Raw genomic sequence first — 22,072 nt, forward strand, 5'->3', positions numbered from 1 at the left:
GTGAGGAGGAAAGGCCTTGAAAGACTTGCTTAATCTGTTGAAAAACCAGGGTCAAATCGAAGAGTTCGATGCCATCCGTATTGGCCTGGCTTCGCCCGAGATGATTCGTTCCTGGTCTTTCGGCGAAGTTAAAAAGCCGGAAACCATCAACTACCGTACCTTCAAGCCGGAGCGCGACGGCCTGTTCTGCGCCAAGATCTTCGGCCCGGTGAAGGATTACGAGTGCCTGTGCGGCAAGTACAAGCGCCTCAAGCACCGCGGTGTGATCTGCGAGAAGTGCGGCGTGGAAGTCGCCCTGGCCAAGGTGCGCCGCGAGCGCATGGGCCACATCGAGCTGGCTTCGCCGGTTGCCCACATCTGGTTCCTGAAGTCGCTGCCGTCCCGTATCGGCCTGCTGCTGGACATGACCCTGCGCGATATCGAGCGCGTGCTCTATTTCGAGAGCTACGTGGTGATCGATCCGGGCATGACCACCCTGGAAAAGGGCCAGCTGCTGAACGACGAGCAATACTTCGAGGCCCTCGAAGAGTTCGGTGACGATTTCGATGCTCGCATGGGCGCCGAAGCCGTTCACGAACTGCTCAACGCCATCGACCTGGAGCACGAGATCGGCCGCCTGCGCGAAGAGATTCCGCAGACCAACTCGGAAACCAAGATCAAGAAGCTGTCCAAGCGCCTGAAGCTGATGGAAGCCTTCCAGGGCTCCGGCAACAAGCCTGAGTGGATGGTCCTGACCGTCCTGCCGGTGCTGCCGCCGGACCTGCGTCCGCTGGTTCCGCTGGATGGCGGTCGCTTCGCGACTTCCGACCTGAACGACCTGTATCGTCGGGTGATCAACCGTAACAACCGTCTGAAGCGCCTGCTCGACCTGGCTGCTCCGGACATCATCGTGCGCAACGAAAAGCGCATGCTGCAGGAAGCCGTCGACGCCCTGCTCGACAACGGCCGTCGCGGTCGCGCCATCACCGGCTCGAACAAGCGTCCGCTGAAGTCGCTGGCCGACATGATCAAGGGCAAGCAAGGTCGCTTCCGTCAGAACCTGCTCGGCAAGCGCGTGGACTACTCCGGTCGTTCCGTGATCACCGTGGGCCCGACCCTGCGCCTGCACCAGTGCGGTCTGCCGAAGAAGATGGCCCTGGAGCTGTTCAAGCCGTTCATTTTCGGCAAGCTGGAAGGTCGTGGTATGGCCACCACCATCAAGGCCGCCAAGAAAATGGTCGAGCGCGAGCTGCCCGAGGTCTGGGACGTTCTCGCCGAAGTCATCCGCGAGCATCCGGTTCTCCTGAACCGTGCGCCGACCCTGCACCGTCTGGGCATCCAGGCGTTCGAGCCGGTCCTCATCGAAGGCAAGGCGATCCAGCTGCACCCGCTGGTCTGCGCCGCGTACAACGCCGACTTCGACGGTGACCAGATGGCCGTCCACGTTCCGCTGACCCTCGAGGCCCAGCTGGAAGCGCGCGCGCTGATGATGTCCACCAACAACATCCTGTCGCCCGCCAACGGCGAGCCGATCATCGTTCCGTCGCAGGACGTGGTAATGGGTCTGTACTACATGACCCGTGAAGCGATCAACGCGAAGGGCGAGGGCATGGCCTTCGCCGACCTGCAGGAAGTCGACCGCGCCTACCGCAGCGGCCAGGCGTCCCTGCACGCTCGCGTAAAAGTGCGCATCAACGAAAAGATCAAGGGTGAAGACGGCCAACTGACCGCCAATACCCGTATCGTCGACACCACCGTCGGTCGCGCGCTGCTGTTCCAGGTCGTTCCGGCCGGCCTGCCGTTCGACGTGGTCAACCAGTCGATGAAGAAGAAGGCGATCTCCAAGCTGATCAACCACTGCTATCGCGTGGTGGGTCTGAAGGACACCGTCATCTTCGCCGACCAGCTGATGTACACCGGTTTCGCCTACTCGACCATTTCCGGCGTGTCCATCGGCGTCAACGACTTCGTCATCCCGGACGAGAAGGCGCGGATCATCAACGCCGCCACCGACGAAGTGAAGGAGATCGAGAGCCAGTACGCCTCCGGCCTGGTAACCCAGGGCGAGAAGTACAACAAGGTGATCGACCTGTGGTCGAAGGCCAACGACGAAGTGTCCAAGGCGATGATGGCCAACCTCTCGAAAGAGAAGGTCGTCGATCGCGAGGGCAAGGAAGTCGACCAGGAGTCCTTCAACTCCATGTACATGATGGCTGACTCGGGTGCGCGGGGCTCCGCGGCCCAGATCCGTCAGCTGGCAGGTATGCGTGGCCTGATGGCCAAGCCGGACGGCTCGATCATCGAGACCCCGATCACCGCGAACTTCCGGGAAGGCCTGAACGTACTCCAGTACTTCATCTCCACCCACGGTGCTCGTAAGGGTCTGGCGGATACCGCGCTGAAGACCGCGAACTCCGGTTACCTGACCCGTCGTCTGGTCGACGTGGCCCAGGATCTGGTAGTGATCGAGATCGATTGCGGTACCGAGCACGGCCTGCTGATGTCGCCGCACATCGAAGGCGGCGACGTGGTCGAACCGCTCGGCGAGCGCGTGCTCGGCCGTGTGATCGCGCGCGACGTGTTCAAGCCGGGCAGCGACGAGGTCATCGTGCCGGCCGGCACCCTGATCGACGAGAAGTGGGTCGACTTCCTCGAAGTGATGAGCGTCGACGAAGTGGTGGTGCGTTCCCCGATCACCTGCGAAACCCGTCATGGCATCTGCGCCATGTGCTACGGCCGCGACCTGGCCCGTGGCCATCGCGTCAACATCGGCGAGGCGGTCGGTGTCATCGCTGCCCAGTCCATCGGTGAGCCGGGCACCCAGCTGACCATGCGTACCTTCCACATCGGTGGTGCGGCCAGCCGGACCTCCGCGGCCGACAACGTCCAGGTGAAGAACGGCGGCACCATCCGCCTGCACAACCTGAAGCATGTGGTTCGTGCCGACGGCGCGCTGGTCGCGGTTTCCCGTTCCGGCGAACTGGCGGTTGCCGACGACTTCGGTCGCGAGCGCGAGCGCTACAAGCTGCCGTACGGTGCGGTGATCTCGGTCAAGGAAGGTGACAAGGTCGACCCGGGCGCTATCGTCGCCAAGTGGGACCCGCACACCCACCCGATCGTCACCGAGGTGGACGGTACCGTGGCCTTCGTGGGCATGGAAGAGGGCATCACTGTCAAGCGTCAGACCGACGAACTGACCGGCCTGACCAACATCGAAGTGATGGATCCGAAGGACCGTCCGGCTGCCGGCAAGGACATCCGTCCGGCCGTGAAGCTGATCGATGCCGCGGGCAAGGACCTGCTGCTGCCGGGTACCGACGTACCGGCGCAGTACTTCCTGCCGGCCAACGCCCTGGTCAACCTGACCGACGGCGCCAAGGTGAGCATCGGTGACGTTGTCGCGCGTATCCCGCAGGAAACCTCGAAGACCCGTGACATCACCGGTGGTCTGCCGCGCGTTGCCGACCTGTTCGAGGCTCGTCGTCCGAAAGAGCCTTCGATCCTGGCGGAAATCAGCGGCACCATCTCCTTCGGCAAGGAGACCAAGGGCAAGCGCCGCCTGGTCATCACGCCGAACGATGGCAGCGATCCGTACGAGGAGCTGATTCCGAAGTGGCGTCACCTGAACGTGTTCGAAGGCGAACAGGTGAACCGCGGCGAAGTCATCTCCGACGGTCCGAGCAACCCGCACGACATCCTGCGCCTGCTGGGCGTGAGCTCGCTGGCGAAGTACATCGTCAACGAGATCCAGGACGTCTACCGTCTGCAGGGCGTGAAGATCAACGACAAGCACATCGAGACCATCCTGCGTCAGATGCTGCGCAAGGTCGAAGTCAGCGAGTCCGGCGACTCCAGCTTCATCAAAGGCGACCAGGTGGAACTCACCCAGGTGCTGGAAGAGAACGAACAGCTCGGTACCGAGGACAAGTTCCCGGCCAAGTACGAGCGCGTTCTGCTGGGTATCACCAAGGCTTCCCTGTCGACCGAGTCGTTCATTTCCGCGGCGTCGTTCCAGGAGACCACCCGCGTCCTCACCGAGGCGGCGGTCACCGGCAAGCGCGACTTCCTGCGTGGTCTGAAAGAGAACGTGGTCGTGGGTCGCCTGATCCCGGCCGGTACCGGTCTGGCTTACCACAGCGAGCGCAAGCGTCAGCGCGACCTCGGCAAGCCGCAGCGTGTGAGTGCCAGCGAGGCGGAAGCCGCACTGACCGAAGCGCTGAACTCGAGCGGTAACTAAGCATCAACGACAAGCCCCGGCTATCCCGATAGCCGGGGCTTTGTCTTGACGGTGTACAAGAACCTCTTTACTATTTTGTACCCCGAAAATTGGCAGGGCGCATGCTCTGTCATTTCGTTTGTGTGTCGTAAGACAATCAGTGGAGCTATAGATGGCAACTATCAACCAGCTGGTGCGTAAGCCGCGCAAGCGCATGGTCGACAAGAGCGACGTGCCTGCGCTGCAGAACTGCCCGCAACGTCGTGGCGTATGCACCCGCGTATACACCACCACGCCGAAAAAGCCGAACTCGGCACTGCGTAAGGTATGCCGTGTACGTCTGACCAACGGTTTCGAGGTTTCCTCGTACATCGGTGGTGAAGGTCACAACCTGCAAGAGCACAGCGTAGTGCTGATCCGTGGCGGTCGTGTAAAGGACCTTCCGGGTGTGCGTTACCACACCGTGCGCGGTTCGCTGGACACCTCGGGTGTCAAAGACCGTAAGCAGGGTCGTTCGAAGTACGGCGCCAAGCGTCCGAAGTAATAGCGTTTTTATATTTATCTGAGTCGATAAGAGTAAGGTCGGGCGTAACTTGACTGTTATGGTCCCGGGCTAACCTGAAGACCGTTTGAGGGCTTATCAATGCCAAGACGTCGTGTAGCGGCCAAGCGTGAAGTGCTGGCTGATCCGAAATACGGAAGCCAGATCCTGGCCAAGTTCATGAACCACGTGATGGAAAGCGGCAAGAAAGCCGTTGCCGAGCGTATCGTTTACGGTGCGCTGGACAAGGTGAAGGAACGCGGCAAGGCCGATCCCCTGGAAACCTTCGAAAAAGCTCTCGATGCCATCGCTCCGCTGGTCGAAGTGAAGTCCCGCCGCGTAGGTGGTGCGACTTACCAGGTTCCGGTCGAAGTCCGTCCGTCCCGTCGTAATGCCCTGGCCATGCGTTGGCTGGTGGACTTCGCCCGCAAGCGTGGCGAGAAGTCCATGGCTCTGCGCCTGGCTGGCGAGCTGCTGGATGCCGCTGAAGGCAAGGGCGCAGCAGTCAAGAAGCGTGAAGACGTGCACCGTATGGCAGAGGCCAACAAGGCCTTCTCGCACTACCGGTTCTAATCGCGCTGCCCAACCCCCGAGGACCTTATTGTGGCCCGTACTACACCCATCAACCGCTACCGTAATATCGGTATCTGTGCCCACGTTGACGCGGGCAAGACCACCACCACGGAGCGGGTTCTGTTCTATACCGGCGTCAACCACAAGCTGGGCGAAGTGCATGACGGCGCTGCGACCACCGACTGGATGGTGCAGGAGCAGGAGCGCGGTATCACCATTACCTCCGCTGCCGTTACCACCTTCTGGAAGGGCTCGCGCGGTCAGTACGACAACTATCGCGTAAACGTCATCGACACCCCCGGCCACGTAGACTTCACCATCGAGGTGGAGCGTTCCCTGCGTGTACTGGACGGCGCTGTCGTGGTGTTCTGTGGCACCTCCGGCGTAGAGCCGCAGTCGGAAACCGTATGGCGTCAGGCCAACAAGTACGGCGTACCGCGCATCGTCTACGTCAACAAGATGGACCGCCAGGGCGCGAACTTCCTGCGCGTCGTCGAGCAGATCAAGAAGCGCCTGGGTCATACCCCGGTTCCGGTCCAGCTCGCCATCGGCGCTGAAGAGAACTTCGTTGGTCAGGTCGACCTGATCAAGATGAAGGCCATCTACTGGAACGATGACGACAAGGGCATGACCTACCGCGAGGAAGAAATTCCTGCGGAGCTCAAGGACCTGGCCGAAGAGTGGCGTTCCAGCATGGTCGAGGCTGCGGCCGAAGCCAACGAAGAGCTGATGAACAAGTACCTCGAAGAGGGCGAGCTCTCCGAAGCCGAGATCAAGGAAGGCCTGCGTCTGCGCACCCTGGCGTGCGAGATCGTTCCGGCCGTCTGCGGTTCCTCGTTCAAGAACAAGGGCGTTCCGCTGGTTCTCGATGCCGTCATCGACTACCTCCCGGCTCCGACCGAGATCCCTGCGATCAAGGGCGTCAGCCCGGACGACGAGACCGTCGAAGACGAGCGTCATGCCGACGACAACGAACCGTTCTCGTCCCTGGCGTTCAAGATCGCTACCGACCCGTTCGTCGGTACCCTGACCTTCGCCCGCGTTTACTCCGGCGTCCTGAGTTCCGGCGACTCCGTCCTGAACTCGGTGAAAGGCAAGAAAGAGCGCGTCGGTCGGATGGTGCAGATGCACGCCAACCAGCGTGAAGAGATCAAGGAAGTGCGCGCAGGCGACATCGCTGCCCTGATCGGCATGAAGGACGTCACCACCGGTGACACCCTGTGCTCGATCGAGAAGCCGATCATCCTCGAGCGCATGGACTTCCCCGAGCCGGTAATCTCGGTCGCTGTAGAGCCGAAGACCAAGGCTGACCAGGAGAAGATGGGTATCGCCCTCGGCAAGCTGGCCCAGGAAGACCCGTCGTTCCGTGTCAAGACCGACGAAGAGTCCGGTCAGACCATCATCTCCGGCATGGGCGAGCTGCACCTGGACATCATCGTCGACCGCATGAAGCGCGAGTTCGGCGTTGAGGCCAACATCGGCAAGCCGCAGGTTGCCTACCGTGAGACCATCACCAAGGACAACGTGGAGATCGAAGGCAAGTTCGTTCGCCAGTCCGGTGGTCGCGGTCAGTTCGGTCATTGCTGGATCCGTTTCTCGGCCGCGGACGTGGACGAGAAGGGCAACATCACCGAAGGCCTGGTGTTCGAGAACGAAGTCGTGGGCGGTGTGGTTCCGAAGGAATACATCCCGGCGATCCAGAAGGGTATCGAAGAGCAGATGAAGAACGGCGTCGTTGCCGGCTATCCGCTCATCGGCCTGAAGGCTACCGTTTTCGATGGTTCCTACCATGACGTCGACTCCAACGAGATGGCGTTCAAGATCGCTGCTTCCATGGCGACCAAGCAGCTGGCCCAGAAGGGCGGCGGCAAGGTGCTCGAGCCGATCATGAAGGTAGAGGTGGTGACTCCTGAGGACTACATGGGTGACGTGATGGGCGACCTGAACCGTCGTCGTGGTCTGATTCAGGGGATGGAGGACACGGTTTCCGGTAAGGTTATTCGTGCCGAGGTTCCGCTGGGTGAGATGTTCGGTTATGCGACCGACGTGCGTTCCATGTCCCAGGGTCGCGCGAGCTACTCCATGGAATTCTCCAAATACGCCGAAGCTCCGTCGAACATCGTCGAAGCGCTGGTTAAAAAACAAGGTTGATTCAGCCCTTTAAGTAAGAGGTTTACTGTCGTGGCTAAGGAAAAATTCGAACGTAACAAACCGCACGTCAACGTCGGCACCATCGGTCACGTTGACCATGGCAAGACCACTCTGACCGCTGCACTGACCAAGGTCTGCTCCGACACCTGGGGTGGTTCCGCTCGTGCTTTCGATCAGATCGACAACGCGCCGGAAGAAAAGGCCCGCGGTATCACCATCAACACCTCGCACGTTGAATACGATTCCGCTGTTCGTCACTACGCCCACGTTGACTGCCCCGGTCACGCCGACTACGTGAAGAACATGATCACCGGTGCTGCCCAGATGGATGGCGCGATCCTGGTTTGCTCGGCTGCCGACGGCCCCATGCCGCAGACCCGCGAGCACATCCTGCTGTCCCGCCAGGTAGGCGTTCCCTACATCGTCGTGTTCCTGAACAAGGCCGACATGGTCGACGACGCCGAGCTGCTGGAACTGGTCGAGATGGAAGTTCGCGATCTGCTGAACACCTACGACTTCCCGGGCGACGACACTCCGATCATCATCGGTTCCGCGCTGATGGCGCTGGAAGGCAAGGATGACAACGGCATCGGCGTAAGCGCCGTGCAGAAGCTGGTAGAGACCCTGGACTCCTACATTCCGGAGCCGGTTCGTGCCATCGACCAGCCGTTCCTGATGCCGATCGAAGACGTGTTCTCGATCTCCGGCCGCGGTACCGTGGTAACCGGTCGTGTAGAGCGCGGCATCATCAAGGTCCAGGAAGAAGTGGAAATCGTCGGCATCAAGGCGACCACCAAGACCACCTGCACCGGCGTTGAAATGTTCCGCAAGCTGCTCGACGAAGGTCGTGCTGGTGAGAACGTTGGTATCCTGCTGCGTGGCACCAAGCGTGAAGACGTAGAGCGTGGCCAGGTACTGGCCAAGCCGGGCACCATCAAGCCGCACACCAAGTTCGAGTGCGAAGTGTACGTGCTGTCCAAGGAAGAAGGTGGTCGTCACACCCCGTTCTTCAAGGGCTACCGTCCGCAGTTCTACTTCCGTACCACCGACGTGACCGGTAACTGCGAACTGCCGGAAGGCGTAGAGATGGTAATGCCGGGCGACAACATCAAGATGGTTGTCACCCTGATCGCTCCGATCGCCATGGAAGATGGCCTGCGCTTCGCGATCCGCGAAGGCGGCCGTACCGTTGGCGCCGGCGTGGTTGCCAAGATCATCGAGTAATCGCTGATCCTGCCATCAGAAAAGGGGCCCTCCGGGGCCCCTTTTTTCGTTCGTTGGTTAAATATTGACACCCTGTGGGGGCATCCGTACAATTGCGCCTCCTTTTAACGGGCGTAGTCCGTCCGTTGGGAATGGTAAATTGGAGTCTGAGGTCAAATGCAAAACCAACAAATCCGGATTCGGTTGAAGGCTTTTGACCATCGCCTGATCGATCAATCAACCCAGGAAATCGTGGAAACCGCGAAACGTACTGGTGCTCAGGTGCGTGGTCCAATCCCTCTGCCGACCCGCAAGGAACGTTTCACCGTGCTGATCTCTCCGCACGTCAACAAAGATGCGCGTGATCAGTACGAAATTCGTACACATAAGCGTGTACTGGACATCGTCCAGCCGACGGATAAAACCGTCGATGCGCTGATGAAGCTCGATCTTGCTGCAGGCGTTGAAGTACAGATCAGCCTCGGCTAATGCCTTCGGCATTGGTCGTGTAACGCTCTGAAATGGGCGGCCATAGCGGGTGAAAGCCCCGTACACTCAAGAGGTTTACAACATGACAATTGGTGTTGTCGGTCGTAAATGCGGCATGACCCGCATTTTCACCGAGGAAGGTGTCTCTATTCCGGTTACGGTCATCGAGGTCGAGCCGAATCGCGTCACCCAGTTCAAGACTGAAGAAACCGATGGCTACCGTGCAGTGCAAGTCACCGCCGGCGAGCGTCGTGCTTCTCGCGTTACCAAAGCGCAAGCTGGTCACTTTGCCAAGGCGAATGTCGCCGCCGGTCGCGGCGTGTGGGAATTCCGTCTGGGCGAAGAGCAGTATGCCGCTGGTGACCAGATCACTGTCGATCTGTTCCAGGCAGGCCAGATGGTAGACGTTACCGGCGAGTCCAAGGGTAAGGGCTTCGCGGGCACCATCAAGCGCTGGAACTTCCGTGGTCAGGATAACACCCACGGTAACTCCGTTTCCCACCGCGTCCCGGGTTCCATCGGCCAGTGCCAGACTCCTGGTCGAGTGTTCAAGGGCAAGAAAATGTCCGGTCATCTGGGTGCGGAGCGGGTAACCGTTCAATCCCTGGAGATCGTGCGCGTCGATGCTGAACGCAATCTGCTGCTGGTCAAGGGTGCCGTTCCCGGCGCTACCGGCGGTGATGTGATCGTGCGTCCGGCAGCCAAGGCTCGCGGTTAAGGGGGAAGCTGAGATGCAATTGAATGTGAACGGCGCTCAGGCTATCGAAGTCTCCGAGCGTACCTTTGGTGGCGAATTCAACGAGACCCTGGTGCACCAGGCAGTCGTGGCCTACATGGCTGGCGGCCGTCAGGGCAGCAAGGCGCAGAAGACTCGCTCCGAAGTCTCTGGTGGTGGCAAGAAGCCGTGGCGTCAGAAGGGCACCGGTCGTGCTCGCGCTGGCACCATCCGTAGCCCCATCTGGCGTGGGGGCGGCACCACTTTCGCCGCTAAACCGCGTAGCCACGAACAGAAGCTGAACAAGAAGATGTACCGCGCAGCACTGCGCTCCATCCTTGCCGAGCTCGTTCGTCTGGACCGTCTGGTCGTCGTTGCCGACTTCGCTGTCGATGCACCGAAAACCAAGGGCCTGGTTGCCAAGCTGGACACCCTGGGTCTGAAAGACGTGCTGATCGTGACCGATGGTGTCGACGAGAACCTGTACCTCGCTGCGCGCAACCTGGCGCACGTCGATGTACGTGATGTCCAAGGTTCCGACCCCGTCAGCCTGATCGCCTACGACAAGGTGCTGGTCACCGTGTCCGCCGTGAAGAAGTTCGAGGAGCTGCTGGGATGAACCAGGAACGCGTATTCAAAGTGCTGCTTGGTCCGCACATCTCCGAGAAAGCCACGGGTCTCGCGGACGGCAAGAGCCAATTCGTTTTCAAGGTTGCCACCGATGCAACCAAGCTGGAAATCAAGAAGGCCGTAGAAAGCCTGTTCAGCGTGAAGGTACAGCGCGTCACTACCCTGAACGTCAAGGGTAAGACCAAGCGCACCGCTCGCGGTCTGGGCAAGCGTAACGACTGGAAAAAAGCGTACATCGCTCTCCAGCCGGGCCAAGATCTCGATTTCGCCACCAGCGCTGAGTAAAGGGGTGCATCATGGCAATCGTTAAGTGCAAACCGACTTCCGCTGGTCGTCGCTTTGTCGTCAAGGTGGTGAATCAGGAGCTGCACAAAGGCGCTCCCTACGCACCGCTGCTGGAAAAGAAATCCAAGTCTGGCGGCCGTAACAACAACGGTCGTATCACCACCCGTCATATCGGTGGTGGTCACAAGCAGCACTACCGTCTGGTCGACTTCCGTCGCAACAAGGATGGCATCCCTGCCATCGTTGAGCGCGTCGAATACGATCCGAACCGCACTGCACACATCGCTCTGCTGAAGTATGCAGACGGCGAGCGTCGCTACATCATCGCCCCCAAGGGCGTTGCTGCAGGTGACCAGCTGATCTCCGGTATCGGTGCGCCGATCAAGGCAGGCAACAGCATGCCTCTGCGCAACATCCCGGTGGGTAGCACTGTTCATGGTATCGAGCTGAAGCCGGGTAAAGGCGCTCAGATCGCTCGCTCCGCTGGCGCTTCCGCCCAGCTGGTCGCGCGTGAAGGTGCGTACGTAACCCTGCGTCTGCGCTCCGGTGAAATGCGTAAAGTCCTGGCTGAGTGCCGTGCGACCCTGGGCGAAGTCTCGAACTCCGAGCACAGCCTGCGTTCGCTGGGTAAAGCCGGTGCTACGCGCTGGCGTGGTGTTCGCCCGACCGTTCGCGGCGTGGCGATGAACCCGGTCGACCACCCGCATGGTGGTGGTGAAGGCCGTACCTCTGCTGGTCGTCATCCGGTATCGCCGTGGGGTCTTCAGACCAAGGGTAAGAAGACTCGCTCGAACAAGCGTACCGATAACATGATCGTCCGCCGCCGCAAGTAAATAGAGGGATACCACAGTGCCACGTTCACTGAAAAAAGGTCCGTTTATCGATCTTCACCTGTTGAAGAAGGTCGAAGTCGCGGTGGAAAAGAACGACCGCAAGCCGATCAAGACCTGGTCGCGTCGTTCGATGATTCTGCCGCATATGGTTGGTCTGACCATCGCCGTGCACAACGGCCGTCAACACGTACCGGTTCTCGTCAACGAGGACATGGTCGGCCACAAACTGGGCGAGTTCGCCGCTACCCGCACCTACCGCGGGCATGCTGCGGACAAGAAAGCCAAGCGTTAAGGGGTAAGGAAGATGGAAGTAGCCGCTAAGCTGTCGGGCGCTCGTATCTCCGCCCAGAAAGCCCGCTTGGTCGCCGACCAGATCCGCGGGAAGAAGGTGGGCGAAGCGCTCAACCTCCTGGCTTTCAGCAGTAAGAAAGCCGCCGAGATCATGAAGAAAGTGCTGGAGTCGGCCGTTGCCAACGCTGAGCACAACGAAGGCGCCGATGTGGATGACCTGAAGGTCTCCACCGTCTTCGTCAACGAAGGTCGTTCGCTCAAGCGCATCATGCCGCGTGCCAAAGGCCGTGCTGATCGCATCGTGAAGCGGTCTTGCCATATCACGGTCAAGGTTGCGGACAAGTAACGGAGTCGACAGATGGGTCAGAAAGTACATCCCAATGGCATTCGCCTGGGTATCGTCAAGGAGCACACCTCCGTTTGGTACGCAGACCGCAAGAACTATGCGGATTACCTGTTTGCCGACCTGAAGGTGCGTGAGTACCTCCAAGACAAACTAAAAAGCGCGTCCGTAAGCCGTATCGATATTCATCGTCCGGCTCAAACCGCACGCATCACCATCCACACCGCTCGTCCCGGCATCGTGATCGGCAAGAAAGGTGAAGATGTTGAGAAACTGCGCCAGGACCTGACCAAGCAAATGGGTGTGCCCGTGCACATCAACATCGAGGAAATCCGCAAGCCGGAACTCGATGCCATGCTGGTTGCGCAGAGCGTAGCCCAGCAGCTGGAGCGTCGCGTAATGTTCCGTCGCGCCATGAAGCGCGCCGTACAGAACGCCATGCGCATTGGTGCCAAGGGCATCAAAATTCAGGTCAGCGGTCGTCTGGGTGGGGCTGAAATCGCCCGTACCGAATGGTATCGCGAAGGTCGTGTGCCCCTGCACACCCTGCGCGCCGATATCGACTATGCCACCTACGAAGCGCACACCACTTACGGTGTGATCGGTGTCAAGGTTTGGATCTTCAAGGGCGAGGTCATCGGTGGCCGCCAGGAAGAGCTGAAGCCGGTAGCACCCGCTCCTCGTAAAAAAGCTGCTAGGTAAGGAGTACGCAAATGCTGCAACCCAAGCGTACGAAGTTCCGCAAACAAATGACCGGCCACAACCGTGGTCTGGCTCATCGTGGTAGTAAGGTCAGCTTCGGTGAGTACGCACTGAAGGCCACTAGCCGTGGCCGCCTTACTGCTCGTCAGATCGAGTCCGCGCGTCGTGCGCTGACCCGTCACGTGAAGCGTGGCGGCAAGATCTGGATCCGCGTATTCCCTGACAAGCCTGTCACCAAGAAGCCCCTCGAAGTTCGTATGGGTAAAGGTAAGGGTGGGGTCGAGTACTGGGTAGCCCAGATCCAGCCGGGCAAGGTCCTGTACGAGATCGAGGGTGTTTCCGAAGAGCTGGCGCGTGAGGCTTTCGCCCTGGCTGCTGCAAAGCTGCCCCTCGCCACCTCCTTTGTTAAGCGGACGGTGATGTGATGAAAGCGAATGAACTTCGTGAAAAATCCGTTGAGCAGCTGAACGAGCAACTGCTCGGCCTGCTGCGCGACCAGTTCAATCTGCGCATGCAGAAAGCAACTGGCCAGTTGGGGCAGTCTCACCTGCTCTCGCAGGTTAAGCGCGACATCGCTCGCGTTAAAACTGTGCTCAATCAGCAAGCAGGTAAGTGATCATGGCTGAAGCTCAGAAAACCGTCCGTACGCTGACCGGCCGCGTCGTCAGCGACAAAATGGACAAGACCGTCACCGTACTGATCGAGCGTCGCGTCAAGCACCCGATCTACGGCAAATACGTCAAGCGTTCGACCAAACTGCACGCACACGACGAATCCAATCAGTGCCGCATTGGTGACCTGGTCACCATTCGCGAAACCCGTCCGCTGGCCAAGACCAAGGCCTGGACCCTGGTTGATATCGTTGAACGCGCGGTGGAAGTCTAAGGACTAGGGGTCGGAGAAATTATATGATTCAGACTCAATCCATGCTCGATGTCGCTGACAACAGCGGCGCGCGTCGTGTGATGTGCATCAAGGTGCTCGGCGGTTCCCACCGCCGTTACGCCGGCATCGGCGACATCATCAAGGTCACCGTCAAGGAAGCGATTCCGCGCGGCAAAGTGAAGAAGGGCCAGGTCATGACTGCCGTGGTCGTTCGCACCAAGCACGGCGTGCGTCGTACCGACGGTTCCATCATCCGCTTCGACGGCAACGCCGCCGTCCTGCTGAACAACAAGCAGGAGCCGATCGGCACCCGTATCTTTGGGCCAGTGACTCGTGAACTCCGTACCGAGAAGTTCATGAAGATCGTCTCGCTCGCCCCCGAAGTGCTGTAAGGAGTAGCCGTCATGCAAAAGATTCGTCGTGACGACGAAGTAATCGTCATTGCCGGCAAGGACAAGGGCAAGCGTGGCAAGGTGCTGAAGGTTCTCGCTGACGACCGTCTGGTCGTCGGCGGGGTGAACCTGATCAAGCGCCACACCAAGCCCAATCCGATGCTCGGCCAACAGGGCGGTATCGTCGAGAAGGAGGCGCCTCTGCACGTCTCCAACGTCGCCATCTTCAATACTGAAACCAGCAAGGCTGACCGCGTTGGCTTCAAGGTAGAAGACGGTAAGAAAATTCGTGTCTTCAAGTCGACCCAGAAACCGGTTCAGGCTTGAGGCTGCTAGGTAGATCACCATGGCACGATTGAAAGAAATTTATCGGAAGGAAATCGCGCCCAAGCTGAAAGAAGAGCTTCAGCTGGCGAACGTGATGGAAGTTCCGCGCGTTACCAAAATCACCCTGAACATGGGTCTTGGCGAGGCGGTCGGTGACAAGAAGATCATCGAGAACGCCGTAGCCGATCTGGAAAAGATCACTGGTCAGAAGCCGGTCGTGACTTACGCTCGTAAGTCCATCGCAGGCTTCAAGATCCGTGAAGGCTGGCCGATCGGCGTCAAGGTCACCCTGCGTAGCGACCGGATGTACGAGTTCCTGGATCGTCTGCTGTCCATCTCCCTGCCGCGCGTGCGTGACTTCCGCGGCCTGAATGCCAAGTCCTTCGATGGTCGCGGCAACTACAGCATGGGCGTGAAAGAGCAGATCATCTTCCCGGAAATCGATTACGACAAGATCGATGCGCTGCGTGGCCTGGACATCACCCTGACCACCACCGCTCGTACGGATGACGAAGGTCGCGCCCTGCTGCGTGCTTTCAAATTCCCGTTCCGTAACTGATTGGAGTAGGAACATGGCTAAAGAGAGCATGAAGAACCGCGAGCTGAAGCGTCAGCTGACGGTAGCCAAGTACGCCAAGAAGCGTGCCGAGCTGAAAGCGATCATCGCTAATCCGAACTCCTCTGCGGAAGAGCGTTGGAATGCCCAGGTCGCCCTGCAGAAGCAACCGCGTGACGCCAGCGCCAGCCGCCTGCGTAACCGTTGCCGCCTGACCGGTCGTCCGCACGGCTTCTACCGCAAGTTCGGCCTGAGCCGTAACAAGCTGCGCGAAGCCGCCATGCGCGGCGACGTACCGGGTCTGGTGAAAGCCAGCTGGTAATCGCAGCGAACGGTGTCGCCAGTCGGCACCGTTGATCGCGACATCGAATCAAGCCCCTCATGGGGCTTGATTCGTTTTGGCGCGATCTCTAGAATACCCGGCTCCCCTGAGCCTGGGTTTGTTTCGCCTGGCGTTTATGGGCGAATTGAAGTTGAAGGCTTATTCTTTTGTATCAGGAGCGTTAAGCCCATGAGTATGCAGGACCCGTTAGCAGACATGCTAACTCGCATCCGTAATGCCCAGATGGCTGAAAAGACCGTCGTAAGCATGCCGTCCTCGAAACTGAAAGCGGCGGTAGCCAAAGTCCTGAAGGACGAAGGCTATATTGCGGATTTCCAGATCAGCTCGGAAGTAAAACCCCAGCTGTCCATCGAACTGAAGTACTTCGAAGGCAAGCCTGTCATCGAAGAGGTCAAGCGCATCAGCCGTCCTGGCCTGCGTCAGTACAAATCCGTTGAGCAACTGCCGAAAGTTCGTGGCGGCCTCGGTGTGTCGATCGTCTCCACCAACAAAGGTGTGATGACCGATCGTGCTGCCCGTGCTGCTGGTGTTGGCGGCGAAGTGCTCTGCACTGTGTTCTAAGGGGAATCAGCATGTCTCGCGTTGCTAAGAACCCCGTCAAGCTGCCTGCCGGCGTTGAAATCAAACTGGCTGGTCAGCAACTGTCCATCAAGGGCGCCAAAGGTGCTCTGGAGCTCAAGGTCCATCCTTCGGTCGAAGTGATCCAGGACAGCGGTGAGCTGCGTTTTGCTGCGCGTAACGGCGACCAGCAGACTCGCGCCATGGCTGGTACCACCCGTGCTCTGGTGAACAACATGGTAGTCGGCGTCAGCCAGGGCTTCGAGCGCAAGCTCCAGCTGGTCGGCGTTGGTTACAAAGCGCAGGCCAAGGGCCAAGTGCTGTCCCTGTCCCTCGGCTTCTCCCATCCGGTTGATTACGAACTGCCGGCCGGCATCGTCGCTGAGACCCCCAGCCAGACCGATATCCTGATCAAGGGTATCGACAAGCAGCTGGTCGGTCAGGTTGCTGCCGAAATTCGCGACTTCCGTCCGCCGGAGCCTTACAAAGGCAAGGGCGTGCGTTACGCCGACGAAGTCGTCCGTCGTAAAGAAGCCAAGAAGAAGTAGGGCATAGCAAATGAGCGTCAAGAAAGAAACCCGTCTGCGTCGCGCTCGCAAGGCACGCCTGAAGATGCGCGAGCTGGAAACCGTACGCCTCTGCGTGTACCGCTCTTCCCAGCACATTTACGCCCAGGTCATTGCGGCCGACGGCGGCAAGGTCCTGGCCAGCGCCTCGACCCTGGACAAAGACCTGCGCGAAGGTGCCACCGGCAACATCGATGCAGCCAAGAAAGTTGGTCAACTGGTCGCCGAGCGCGCCAAAGCGGCCGGCGTCACCCAGGTGGCGTTCGATCGTTCTGGCTTCAAGTACCACGGCCGTGTGAAAGCGCTGGCTGATGCCGCTCGTGAAGGCGGACTGGAGTTCTAAGTTATGGCAAACAACGAGCAAAAGCGCGACGAAGGCTACATCGAGAAGCTGGTTCAGGTTAACCGCGTCGCCAAAACCGTAAAAGGTGGCCGTATCTTCGCTTTCACCGCACTGACCGTGGTGGGTGATGGCAAGGGTCGCGTTGGTTTCGGTCGTGGCAAGGCGCGTGAAGTGCCGGCCGCCATCCAGAAAGCAATGGAAGCCGCTCGCCGCAACATGATCCAAGTCGATCTGAACGGCACCACCCTGCAGTATCCGACCAAGTCCGCCCATGGCGCCTCCAAGGTGTACATGCAGCCGGCTTCGGAAGGTACCGGCATCATCGCCGGCGGCGCCATGCGTGCCGTTCTGGAAGTGGCTGGTGTGCAGAACGTCCTGGCCAAGTGCTATGGCTCCACCAATCCGGTGAACGTGGTTTATGCCACCTTCAAGGGCCTGAAGAACATGCAGGCTCCGGAAGCAGTAGCGGCCAAGCGTGGCAAGAGCGTCGAGGAGATTCTCTAACCATGGCAACTGTCAAAGTCACTCTGGTCAAGAGCCTGAACGGCCGTCTGGCCAACCACAAGGCTTGCGTCAAGGGTCTCGGCCTGCGTCGCATCAATCATACCGTCGAAGTTCAGGACACTCCTGAGAACCGCGGCATGATCAACAAGGCCTACTACCTGCTGCGTGTGGAGGGTTAATCCATGCAACTGAACGATCTGCGTTCCGCGCCGGGTGCCCGTCGCGAAAAGCACCGTCCGGGCCGTGGCATCGGTAGCGGTCTGGGCAAGACCGGTGGCCGTGGTCACAAAGGTCTGACCTCCCGCTCCGGTGGCAAGGTCGCTCCGGGCTTCGAGGGTGGTCAACAGCCTCTGCACCGTCGCCTGCCGAAGTTCGGCTTCGTTTCCCTGAAGGCCATGGATCGTGCTGAAGTACGCACCTCCGAGCTGGCCAAGGTCGAAGGCGACGTCGTCAGCCTGCAGACCCTGAAGGATGCCAACCTGATCAACCAGCACGTACAGCGCGTCAAAGTCATGCTGTCCGGCGAAGTTGGTCGTGCGGTCACCCTGAAAGGTATCGCCGCCACCAAGGGTGCGCGTGCGGCTATCGAAGCAGCTGGCGGTAAATTCGAGGACTAAATGGCTAAGCAAGGTGCTCTCTCTGCGCTAAGCAACGGCGGTCTGTCCGAGCTCTGGGCACGTCTGCGTTTCCTGTTCCTGGCGATCATCGTCTATCGGATCGGCGCGCACATCCCAGTTCCGGGCATCAACCCCGATCGCTTGGCGGCACTGTTCCGGCAGAACGAGGGGACCATTCTTAGCCTCTTCAACATGTTTTCCGGCGGCGCGCTGGAGCGCATGAGTATCTTTGCACTGGGGATCATGCCGTACATCTCGGCATCGATCATCATGCAGCTCATGACCGCTATCAGCCCGCAGCTGGAGCAGTTGAAGAAAGAGGGTGAGTCTGGGCGTCGCAAGATCAGCCAGTACACCCGCTACGGTACTGTAGTCCTGGCACTGGTCCAGGCCATCGGCATGTCCGTTGGCCTGGGCAGCCAGGGCGTAGCCTTCTCCAACGACTTCGGCTTCTACTTCGTGGCTGTCACCACCTTCGTGGCTGGTGCCATGTTCATGATGTGGCTGGGCGAGCAGATCACCGAGCGCGGTGTCGGCAACGGCATCTCGATGTTGATCTTCGCTGGTATCGTTGCAGGCCTGCCGCGCGCCATCGGTCAGTCTTTCGAGTCTGCCCGTCAAGGTGACATCAACATCTTCGCCCTGATCGGCGTCGGCCTGCTGGCCGTGGCGATCATCGCGTTCGTGGTGTTCATCGAGCGTGGCCAGCGTCGCATCGCGGTGCATTACGCCAAGCGCCAGCAAGGCCGCAAGGTGTTTGCAGCGCAGACCAGCCATCTGCCGTTGAAGGTGAACATGGCGGGTGTGATTCCCGCGATTTTCGCCAGCAGTATCCTGCTGTTCCCGGCGTCCCTGGGCTCCTGGTTCGGTCAGTCGGAAGGCTTGGGTTGGTTGCAGGACGTCGCGCAAGCGATCGCTCCGGGGCAGCCGCTGAACATCTTGCTGTTCACTGCAGGGATCGTTTTCTTCTGCTTCTTCTATACAGCGCTGATGTTCAACCCGAAGGACGTGGCGGAGAACCTCAAGAAGTCCGGTGCATTTATTCCGGGCATCCGTCCGGGCGAACAGTCCGCTCGCTACATCGATGGCGTGCTGACCCGTTTGACCATGTTCGGTGCTCTGTACATGACGGCTGTCTGCCTGCTGCCCCAGTTCCTGGTGGTTGCGGCGCACGTGCCGTTCTATCTTGGCGGGACCTCGCTGTTGATCGTGGTCGTGGTTGTCATGGACTTTATGGCCCAGGTGCAATCTCACCTCGTTTCTCACCAGTATGAATCCCTGATGAAGAAAGCCAACCTGAAGGGCTACGGCAGCGGCATGCTGCGCTGATAGACCCGTAAGGTTCGAGGAGTTGGTGATGAAAGTTCGTGCATCGGTCAAGAAGCTGTGCCGTAACTGCAAAATCATCCGTCGCGATGGCATCGTGCGGGTGATCTGCAGCGCGGAACCGCGTCACAAGCAGCGCCAAGGCTGATTGTGATCCACGCGTGATAACCCGGCAGCTAGTGTGCTGCCGGGTTGATTATTTGCTATTACAGCGCTAATATCCGCGCCCTTTCTTGGCTTCCTGGGCGCAGGGTAGCTGTCAATTGGAGTTTTTCTGAATGGCCCGTATTGCAGGCGTCAACATTCCGGATAACAAGCACACTGTTATCTCGCTGACCTACATCTATGGTGTTGGTCGCACTACTGCTCAGAGCATCTGCGCAGCCACCGGCGTAAACCCGGCTGCCAAGATCAAGGACCTGAGCGACGAGCAGATCGATCAGCTGCGTAACGAAGTCGCGAAGATCACCACCGAAGGTGACCTGCGTCGCGAAATCAACATGAACATCAAGCGTCTGATGGACCTCGGTTGCTACCGCGGTCTGCGTCATCGTCGCGGTCTGCCGGTTCGCGGTCAGCGTACCAAGACCAACGCGCGTACCCGCAAGGGCCCGCGTAAGCCGATCCGCAAGTAATCGCGTAGGAATCTAGTCATGGCAAAACCTGCTGCTCGTCCCCGTAAGAAAGTCAAAAAGACAGTGGTCGATGGGATCGCCCACATCCACGCGTCTTTCAACAACACCATCGTGACCATCACCGACCGTCAGGGCAACGCACTGTCCTGGGCGACCTCCGGTGGTTCCGGTTTCCGCGGCTCGCGTAAGAGCACCCCGTTCGCTGCCCAGGTAGCGGCCGAGCGTGCCGGCCAGGCTGCCCTGGAATACGGTCTGAAGAACCTGGACGTCAACGTCAAGGGCCCGGGCCCGGGCCGCGAGTCCGCCGTTCGCGCTCTGAATGCTTGCGGCTACAAGATCGCCAGCATCACCGACGTAACCCCGATCCCGCATAACGGCTGCCGTCCGCCGAAAAAGCGTCGCGTGTAATAGGAGACAGTGAGAAATGGCTCGTTACATTGGTCCCAAGTGCAAACTGTCTCGCCGTGAAGGCACCGACCTGTTCCTGAAGAGCGGCGCCCGCGCCCTCGACTCGAAGTGCAAGGCTGAAAACGTTCCTGGCCAGCATGGCCAGCGTCGTGGCCGTCTGTCCGACTACGGTCTGCAGCTGCGTGAAAAGCAGAAAGTACGTCGCATCTACGGCGTGCTGGAGCGTCAGTTCCGCGGTTACTACCAGGAAGCTTCCCGTCGCAAGGGTTCTACCGGTGAGAACCTGCTGCAACTGCTCGAGTGCCGCCTGGACAACGTCGTATACCGCATGGGCTTCGGTTCCACTCGTTCGGAATCCCGCCAGCTGGTATCCCACAAGGCCATCACCGTCAACGGTCAGACCGTCAACATCCCTTCCTACCAAGTGAAGGCCGGTGACGTCGTAGCTGTTCGCGAAAAATCGAAGAACCAGCTGCGTATCGCTCAGGCTCTGGAACTCTGTGGCCAGCGCGGTCGCGTCGAGTGGGTCGAAGTCGACCTCGACAAGAAGGCTGGTACCTTCAAGAGTGCTCCGGCTCGCAGCGACCTGTCCGCTGATATCAACGAAAACCTGATTGTCGAGCTCTACTCCAAGTAAGGGCTAGAAAATAGGTGCATCCATGCAGAGTTCGGTAAATGAGTTCCTGACCCCCCGCCACATCGATGTGCAGGTGGTCAGTCAAACCCGCGCCAAGATCACGCTCGAGCCTCTCGAGCGTGGTTTTGGTCACACCCTGGGCAACGCGCTGCGTCGCATCCTGTTGTCCTCCATGCCTGGCTGCGCAGTGGTCGAGGCCGAGATCGACGGCGTACTCCACGAGTACTCGGCGATCGAAGGTGTGCAGGAAGATGTAATCGAGATCCTGCTGAACCTGAAAGGTCTGGCCATCAAGCTGCACGGTCGTGATGAAGTGACGCTGACCCTGGCTAAGAAGGGCTCGGGTGTTGTGACTGCTGCCGATATTCAGCTGGATCACGATGTTGAGATCATCAACGGTGACCACGTTATCGCCAACCTGGCAGACAACGGCGCGCTGAACATGAAGCTGAAGGTAGCTCGTGGCCGTGGCTACGAGCCTGCCGACGCACGTCAGAGCGATGAAGACGAAAGCCGCAGCATCGGCCGTCTGCAGCTCGACGCATCGTTCAGCCCGGTCCGTCGTGTCTCCTACGTGGTGGAAAACGCCCGTGTCGAGCAGCGCACCAACCTGGACAAACTGGTCCTGGACCTGGAAACCAACGGCACTCTGGATCCCGAAGAGGCTATCCGTCGCGCCGCTACCATCCTGCAACAGCAGCTGGCAGCGTTCGTGGACCTCAAGGGCGACAGCGAACCCGTCGTTGAAGAGCAGGAAGACGAGATCGATCCGATCCTCCTGCGCCCGGTCGATGACCTGGAACTGACCGTACGTTCGGCCAACTGCCTGAAGGCGGAAAACATCTACTACATCGGTGACCTGATCCAGCGCACCGAAGTGGAGCTGTTGAAAACGCCGAACCTGGGCAAGAAGTCCCTGACCGAAATCAAGGACGTTCTGGCTTCCCGTGGTCTGTCCCTCGGTATGCGCCTCGATAACTGGCCGCCGGCAAGTCTTAAGAAAGACGACAAGGCCACTGCCTGA

At 59.5% G+C, this 22,072-nt stretch carries 32 protein-coding genes; all 32 read left to right on the forward strand.

The window, feature by feature from the left end:
* The first annotated feature begins 16 nt into the window (after positions 1-16).
* A complete protein-coding gene (rpoC, locus tag LE197_RS32505) occupies positions 17-4,216 on the forward strand; it encodes a DNA-directed RNA polymerase subunit beta' (RefSeq protein WP_226033795.1) in 4,200 nt (1,399 codons plus the stop codon).
* A 151-nt stretch (positions 4,217-4,367) separates the two neighbouring features.
* Entirely contained in the window at positions 4,368-4,739 is a 372-nt protein-coding gene (gene rpsL / locus LE197_RS32510; protein WP_003093744.1) for a 30S ribosomal protein S12, read from the forward strand.
* Between the two features lie 99 nt (positions 4,740-4,838).
* Entirely contained in the window at positions 4,839-5,309 is a 471-nt protein-coding gene (gene rpsG / locus LE197_RS32515; protein WP_003093742.1) for a 30S ribosomal protein S7, read from the forward strand.
* Positions 5,310-5,339: 30 nt separating this feature from the next.
* Positions 5,340-7,460 carry an elongation factor G gene (fusA, locus tag LE197_RS32520; protein ID WP_003093741.1) on the forward strand — a complete coding sequence of 707 codons (2,121 nt, stop codon included), beginning with the start codon at positions 5,340-5,342 and terminating at the stop codon, positions 7,458-7,460.
* Positions 7,461-7,490: 30 nt separating this feature from the next.
* The gene (tuf, locus tag LE197_RS32525; RefSeq protein WP_003115146.1) at positions 7,491-8,684 is read left to right on the forward strand and encodes an elongation factor Tu; all 1,194 of its coding nucleotides are present in this window, start codon (positions 7,491-7,493) and stop codon (positions 8,682-8,684) included.
* A 156-nt stretch (positions 8,685-8,840) separates the two neighbouring features.
* Entirely contained in the window at positions 8,841-9,152 is a 312-nt protein-coding gene (gene rpsJ, locus LE197_RS32530) for a 30S ribosomal protein S10 (RefSeq protein ID WP_003103876.1), read from the forward strand.
* An 82-nt stretch (positions 9,153-9,234) separates the two neighbouring features.
* Positions 9,235-9,870 (forward strand): 50S ribosomal protein L3, encoded by a 636-nt coding sequence (gene rplC / locus LE197_RS32535; RefSeq protein ID WP_003103877.1) that lies wholly within the window; start codon positions 9,235-9,237, stop codon positions 9,868-9,870.
* Positions 9,871-9,883: 13 nt separating this feature from the next.
* Positions 9,884-10,486: a 50S ribosomal protein L4 gene (gene rplD, locus LE197_RS32540; RefSeq protein WP_003093737.1), complete on the forward strand. Its 603-nt coding sequence runs from the start codon at positions 9,884-9,886 to the stop codon at positions 10,484-10,486.
* A complete protein-coding gene (gene rplW / locus LE197_RS32545) occupies positions 10,483-10,782 on the forward strand; it encodes a 50S ribosomal protein L23 (protein ID WP_003093736.1) in 300 nt (99 codons plus the stop codon). The genes rplD and rplW overlap by 4 nt, the downstream gene beginning before the upstream one ends.
* 11 nt (positions 10,783-10,793) lie before the next feature.
* Complete coding sequence (rplB, locus tag LE197_RS32550; RefSeq protein ID WP_003103878.1) at positions 10,794-11,615, forward strand: 50S ribosomal protein L2; 822 nt, start codon at positions 10,794-10,796, stop codon at positions 11,613-11,615.
* Between the two features lie 16 nt (positions 11,616-11,631).
* Positions 11,632-11,907 (forward strand): 30S ribosomal protein S19, encoded by a 276-nt coding sequence (gene rpsS, locus LE197_RS32555; protein WP_003093734.1) that lies wholly within the window; start codon positions 11,632-11,634, stop codon positions 11,905-11,907.
* A 12-nt stretch (positions 11,908-11,919) separates the two neighbouring features.
* Entirely contained in the window at positions 11,920-12,252 is a 333-nt protein-coding gene (gene rplV / locus LE197_RS32560; protein WP_003103908.1) for a 50S ribosomal protein L22, read from the forward strand.
* 12 nt (positions 12,253-12,264) lie between these two features.
* Positions 12,265-12,951, forward strand: a complete 687-nt coding sequence (gene rpsC / locus LE197_RS32565; RefSeq protein ID WP_003093727.1) for a 30S ribosomal protein S3 — start codon at positions 12,265-12,267, stop codon at positions 12,949-12,951.
* 11 nt (positions 12,952-12,962) lie between these two features.
* Positions 12,963-13,376: a 50S ribosomal protein L16 gene (gene rplP / locus LE197_RS32570; RefSeq protein WP_003093723.1), complete on the forward strand. Its 414-nt coding sequence runs from the start codon at positions 12,963-12,965 to the stop codon at positions 13,374-13,376.
* Positions 13,376-13,567 (forward strand): 50S ribosomal protein L29, encoded by a 192-nt coding sequence (rpmC, locus tag LE197_RS32575; RefSeq protein WP_003093720.1) that lies wholly within the window; start codon positions 13,376-13,378, stop codon positions 13,565-13,567. The genes rplP and rpmC overlap by 1 nt, the downstream gene beginning before the upstream one ends.
* Before the next feature lie 2 nt (positions 13,568-13,569).
* Positions 13,570-13,836 carry a 30S ribosomal protein S17 gene (gene rpsQ / locus LE197_RS32580; RefSeq protein WP_003093717.1) on the forward strand — a complete coding sequence of 89 codons (267 nt, stop codon included), beginning with the start codon at positions 13,570-13,572 and terminating at the stop codon, positions 13,834-13,836.
* A 23-nt stretch (positions 13,837-13,859) separates the two neighbouring features.
* A complete protein-coding gene (rplN, locus tag LE197_RS32585) occupies positions 13,860-14,228 on the forward strand; it encodes a 50S ribosomal protein L14 (RefSeq protein ID WP_003093714.1) in 369 nt (122 codons plus the stop codon).
* Positions 14,229-14,240: 12 nt separating this feature from the next.
* Positions 14,241-14,555: a 50S ribosomal protein L24 gene (gene rplX / locus LE197_RS32590; protein ID WP_003093711.1), complete on the forward strand. Its 315-nt coding sequence runs from the start codon at positions 14,241-14,243 to the stop codon at positions 14,553-14,555.
* 19 nt (positions 14,556-14,574) lie between these two features.
* Positions 14,575-15,114 carry a 50S ribosomal protein L5 gene (gene rplE / locus LE197_RS32595; RefSeq protein ID WP_003093703.1) on the forward strand — a complete coding sequence of 180 codons (540 nt, stop codon included), beginning with the start codon at positions 14,575-14,577 and terminating at the stop codon, positions 15,112-15,114.
* Positions 15,115-15,127: 13 nt separating this feature from the next.
* Complete coding sequence (gene rpsN / locus LE197_RS32600; protein WP_003093701.1) at positions 15,128-15,433, forward strand: 30S ribosomal protein S14; 306 nt, start codon at positions 15,128-15,130, stop codon at positions 15,431-15,433.
* 189 nt (positions 15,434-15,622) lie between these two features.
* Positions 15,623-16,015 carry a 30S ribosomal protein S8 gene (rpsH, locus tag LE197_RS32605; RefSeq protein WP_003093700.1) on the forward strand — a complete coding sequence of 131 codons (393 nt, stop codon included), beginning with the start codon at positions 15,623-15,625 and terminating at the stop codon, positions 16,013-16,015.
* An 11-nt stretch (positions 16,016-16,026) separates the two neighbouring features.
* Entirely contained in the window at positions 16,027-16,560 is a 534-nt protein-coding gene (rplF, locus tag LE197_RS32610) for a 50S ribosomal protein L6 (protein WP_003093699.1), read from the forward strand.
* A gap of 10 nt (positions 16,561-16,570) precedes the next feature.
* Positions 16,571-16,921, forward strand: coding sequence for a 50S ribosomal protein L18 (rplR, locus tag LE197_RS32615; RefSeq protein WP_003093698.1), 351 nt, complete (start codon positions 16,571-16,573; stop codon positions 16,919-16,921).
* Positions 16,922-16,924: 3 nt separating this feature from the next.
* Positions 16,925-17,425 (forward strand): 30S ribosomal protein S5, encoded by a 501-nt coding sequence (rpsE, locus tag LE197_RS32620; protein ID WP_003093697.1) that lies wholly within the window; start codon positions 16,925-16,927, stop codon positions 17,423-17,425.
* Positions 17,426-17,427: 2 nt separating this feature from the next.
* Positions 17,428-17,604 (forward strand): 50S ribosomal protein L30, encoded by a 177-nt coding sequence (gene rpmD / locus LE197_RS32625; RefSeq protein ID WP_003093696.1) that lies wholly within the window; start codon positions 17,428-17,430, stop codon positions 17,602-17,604.
* 3 nt (positions 17,605-17,607) lie between these two features.
* Positions 17,608-18,042 (forward strand): 50S ribosomal protein L15, encoded by a 435-nt coding sequence (rplO, locus tag LE197_RS32630; protein ID WP_003093695.1) that lies wholly within the window; start codon positions 17,608-17,610, stop codon positions 18,040-18,042.
* Entirely contained in the window at positions 18,043-19,371 is a 1,329-nt protein-coding gene (gene secY, locus LE197_RS32635) for a preprotein translocase subunit SecY (RefSeq protein WP_003093694.1), read from the forward strand. It abuts the gene before it with no gap.
* A gap of 28 nt (positions 19,372-19,399) precedes the next feature.
* Positions 19,400-19,516, forward strand: coding sequence for a 50S ribosomal protein L36 (gene rpmJ / locus LE197_RS32640; protein ID WP_003093693.1), 117 nt, complete (start codon positions 19,400-19,402; stop codon positions 19,514-19,516).
* 130 nt (positions 19,517-19,646) lie between these two features.
* Positions 19,647-20,003: a 30S ribosomal protein S13 gene (gene rpsM / locus LE197_RS32645; protein WP_003093692.1), complete on the forward strand. Its 357-nt coding sequence runs from the start codon at positions 19,647-19,649 to the stop codon at positions 20,001-20,003.
* Positions 20,004-20,021: 18 nt separating this feature from the next.
* Positions 20,022-20,411, forward strand: a complete 390-nt coding sequence (gene rpsK / locus LE197_RS32650; protein WP_003093689.1) for a 30S ribosomal protein S11 — start codon at positions 20,022-20,024, stop codon at positions 20,409-20,411.
* Between the two features lie 16 nt (positions 20,412-20,427).
* Positions 20,428-21,048, forward strand: coding sequence for a 30S ribosomal protein S4 (gene rpsD / locus LE197_RS32655; RefSeq protein ID WP_003093678.1), 621 nt, complete (start codon positions 20,428-20,430; stop codon positions 21,046-21,048).
* Positions 21,049-21,070: 22 nt separating this feature from the next.
* Complete coding sequence (locus LE197_RS32660; protein ID WP_003093675.1) at positions 21,071-22,072, forward strand: DNA-directed RNA polymerase subunit alpha; 1,002 nt, start codon at positions 21,071-21,073, stop codon at positions 22,070-22,072.

The organism is Pseudomonas sp. PS1(2021), from assembly GCF_020405165.1.
GTDB lineage: Bacteria > Pseudomonadota > Gammaproteobacteria > Pseudomonadales > Pseudomonadaceae > Pseudomonas > Pseudomonas aeruginosa.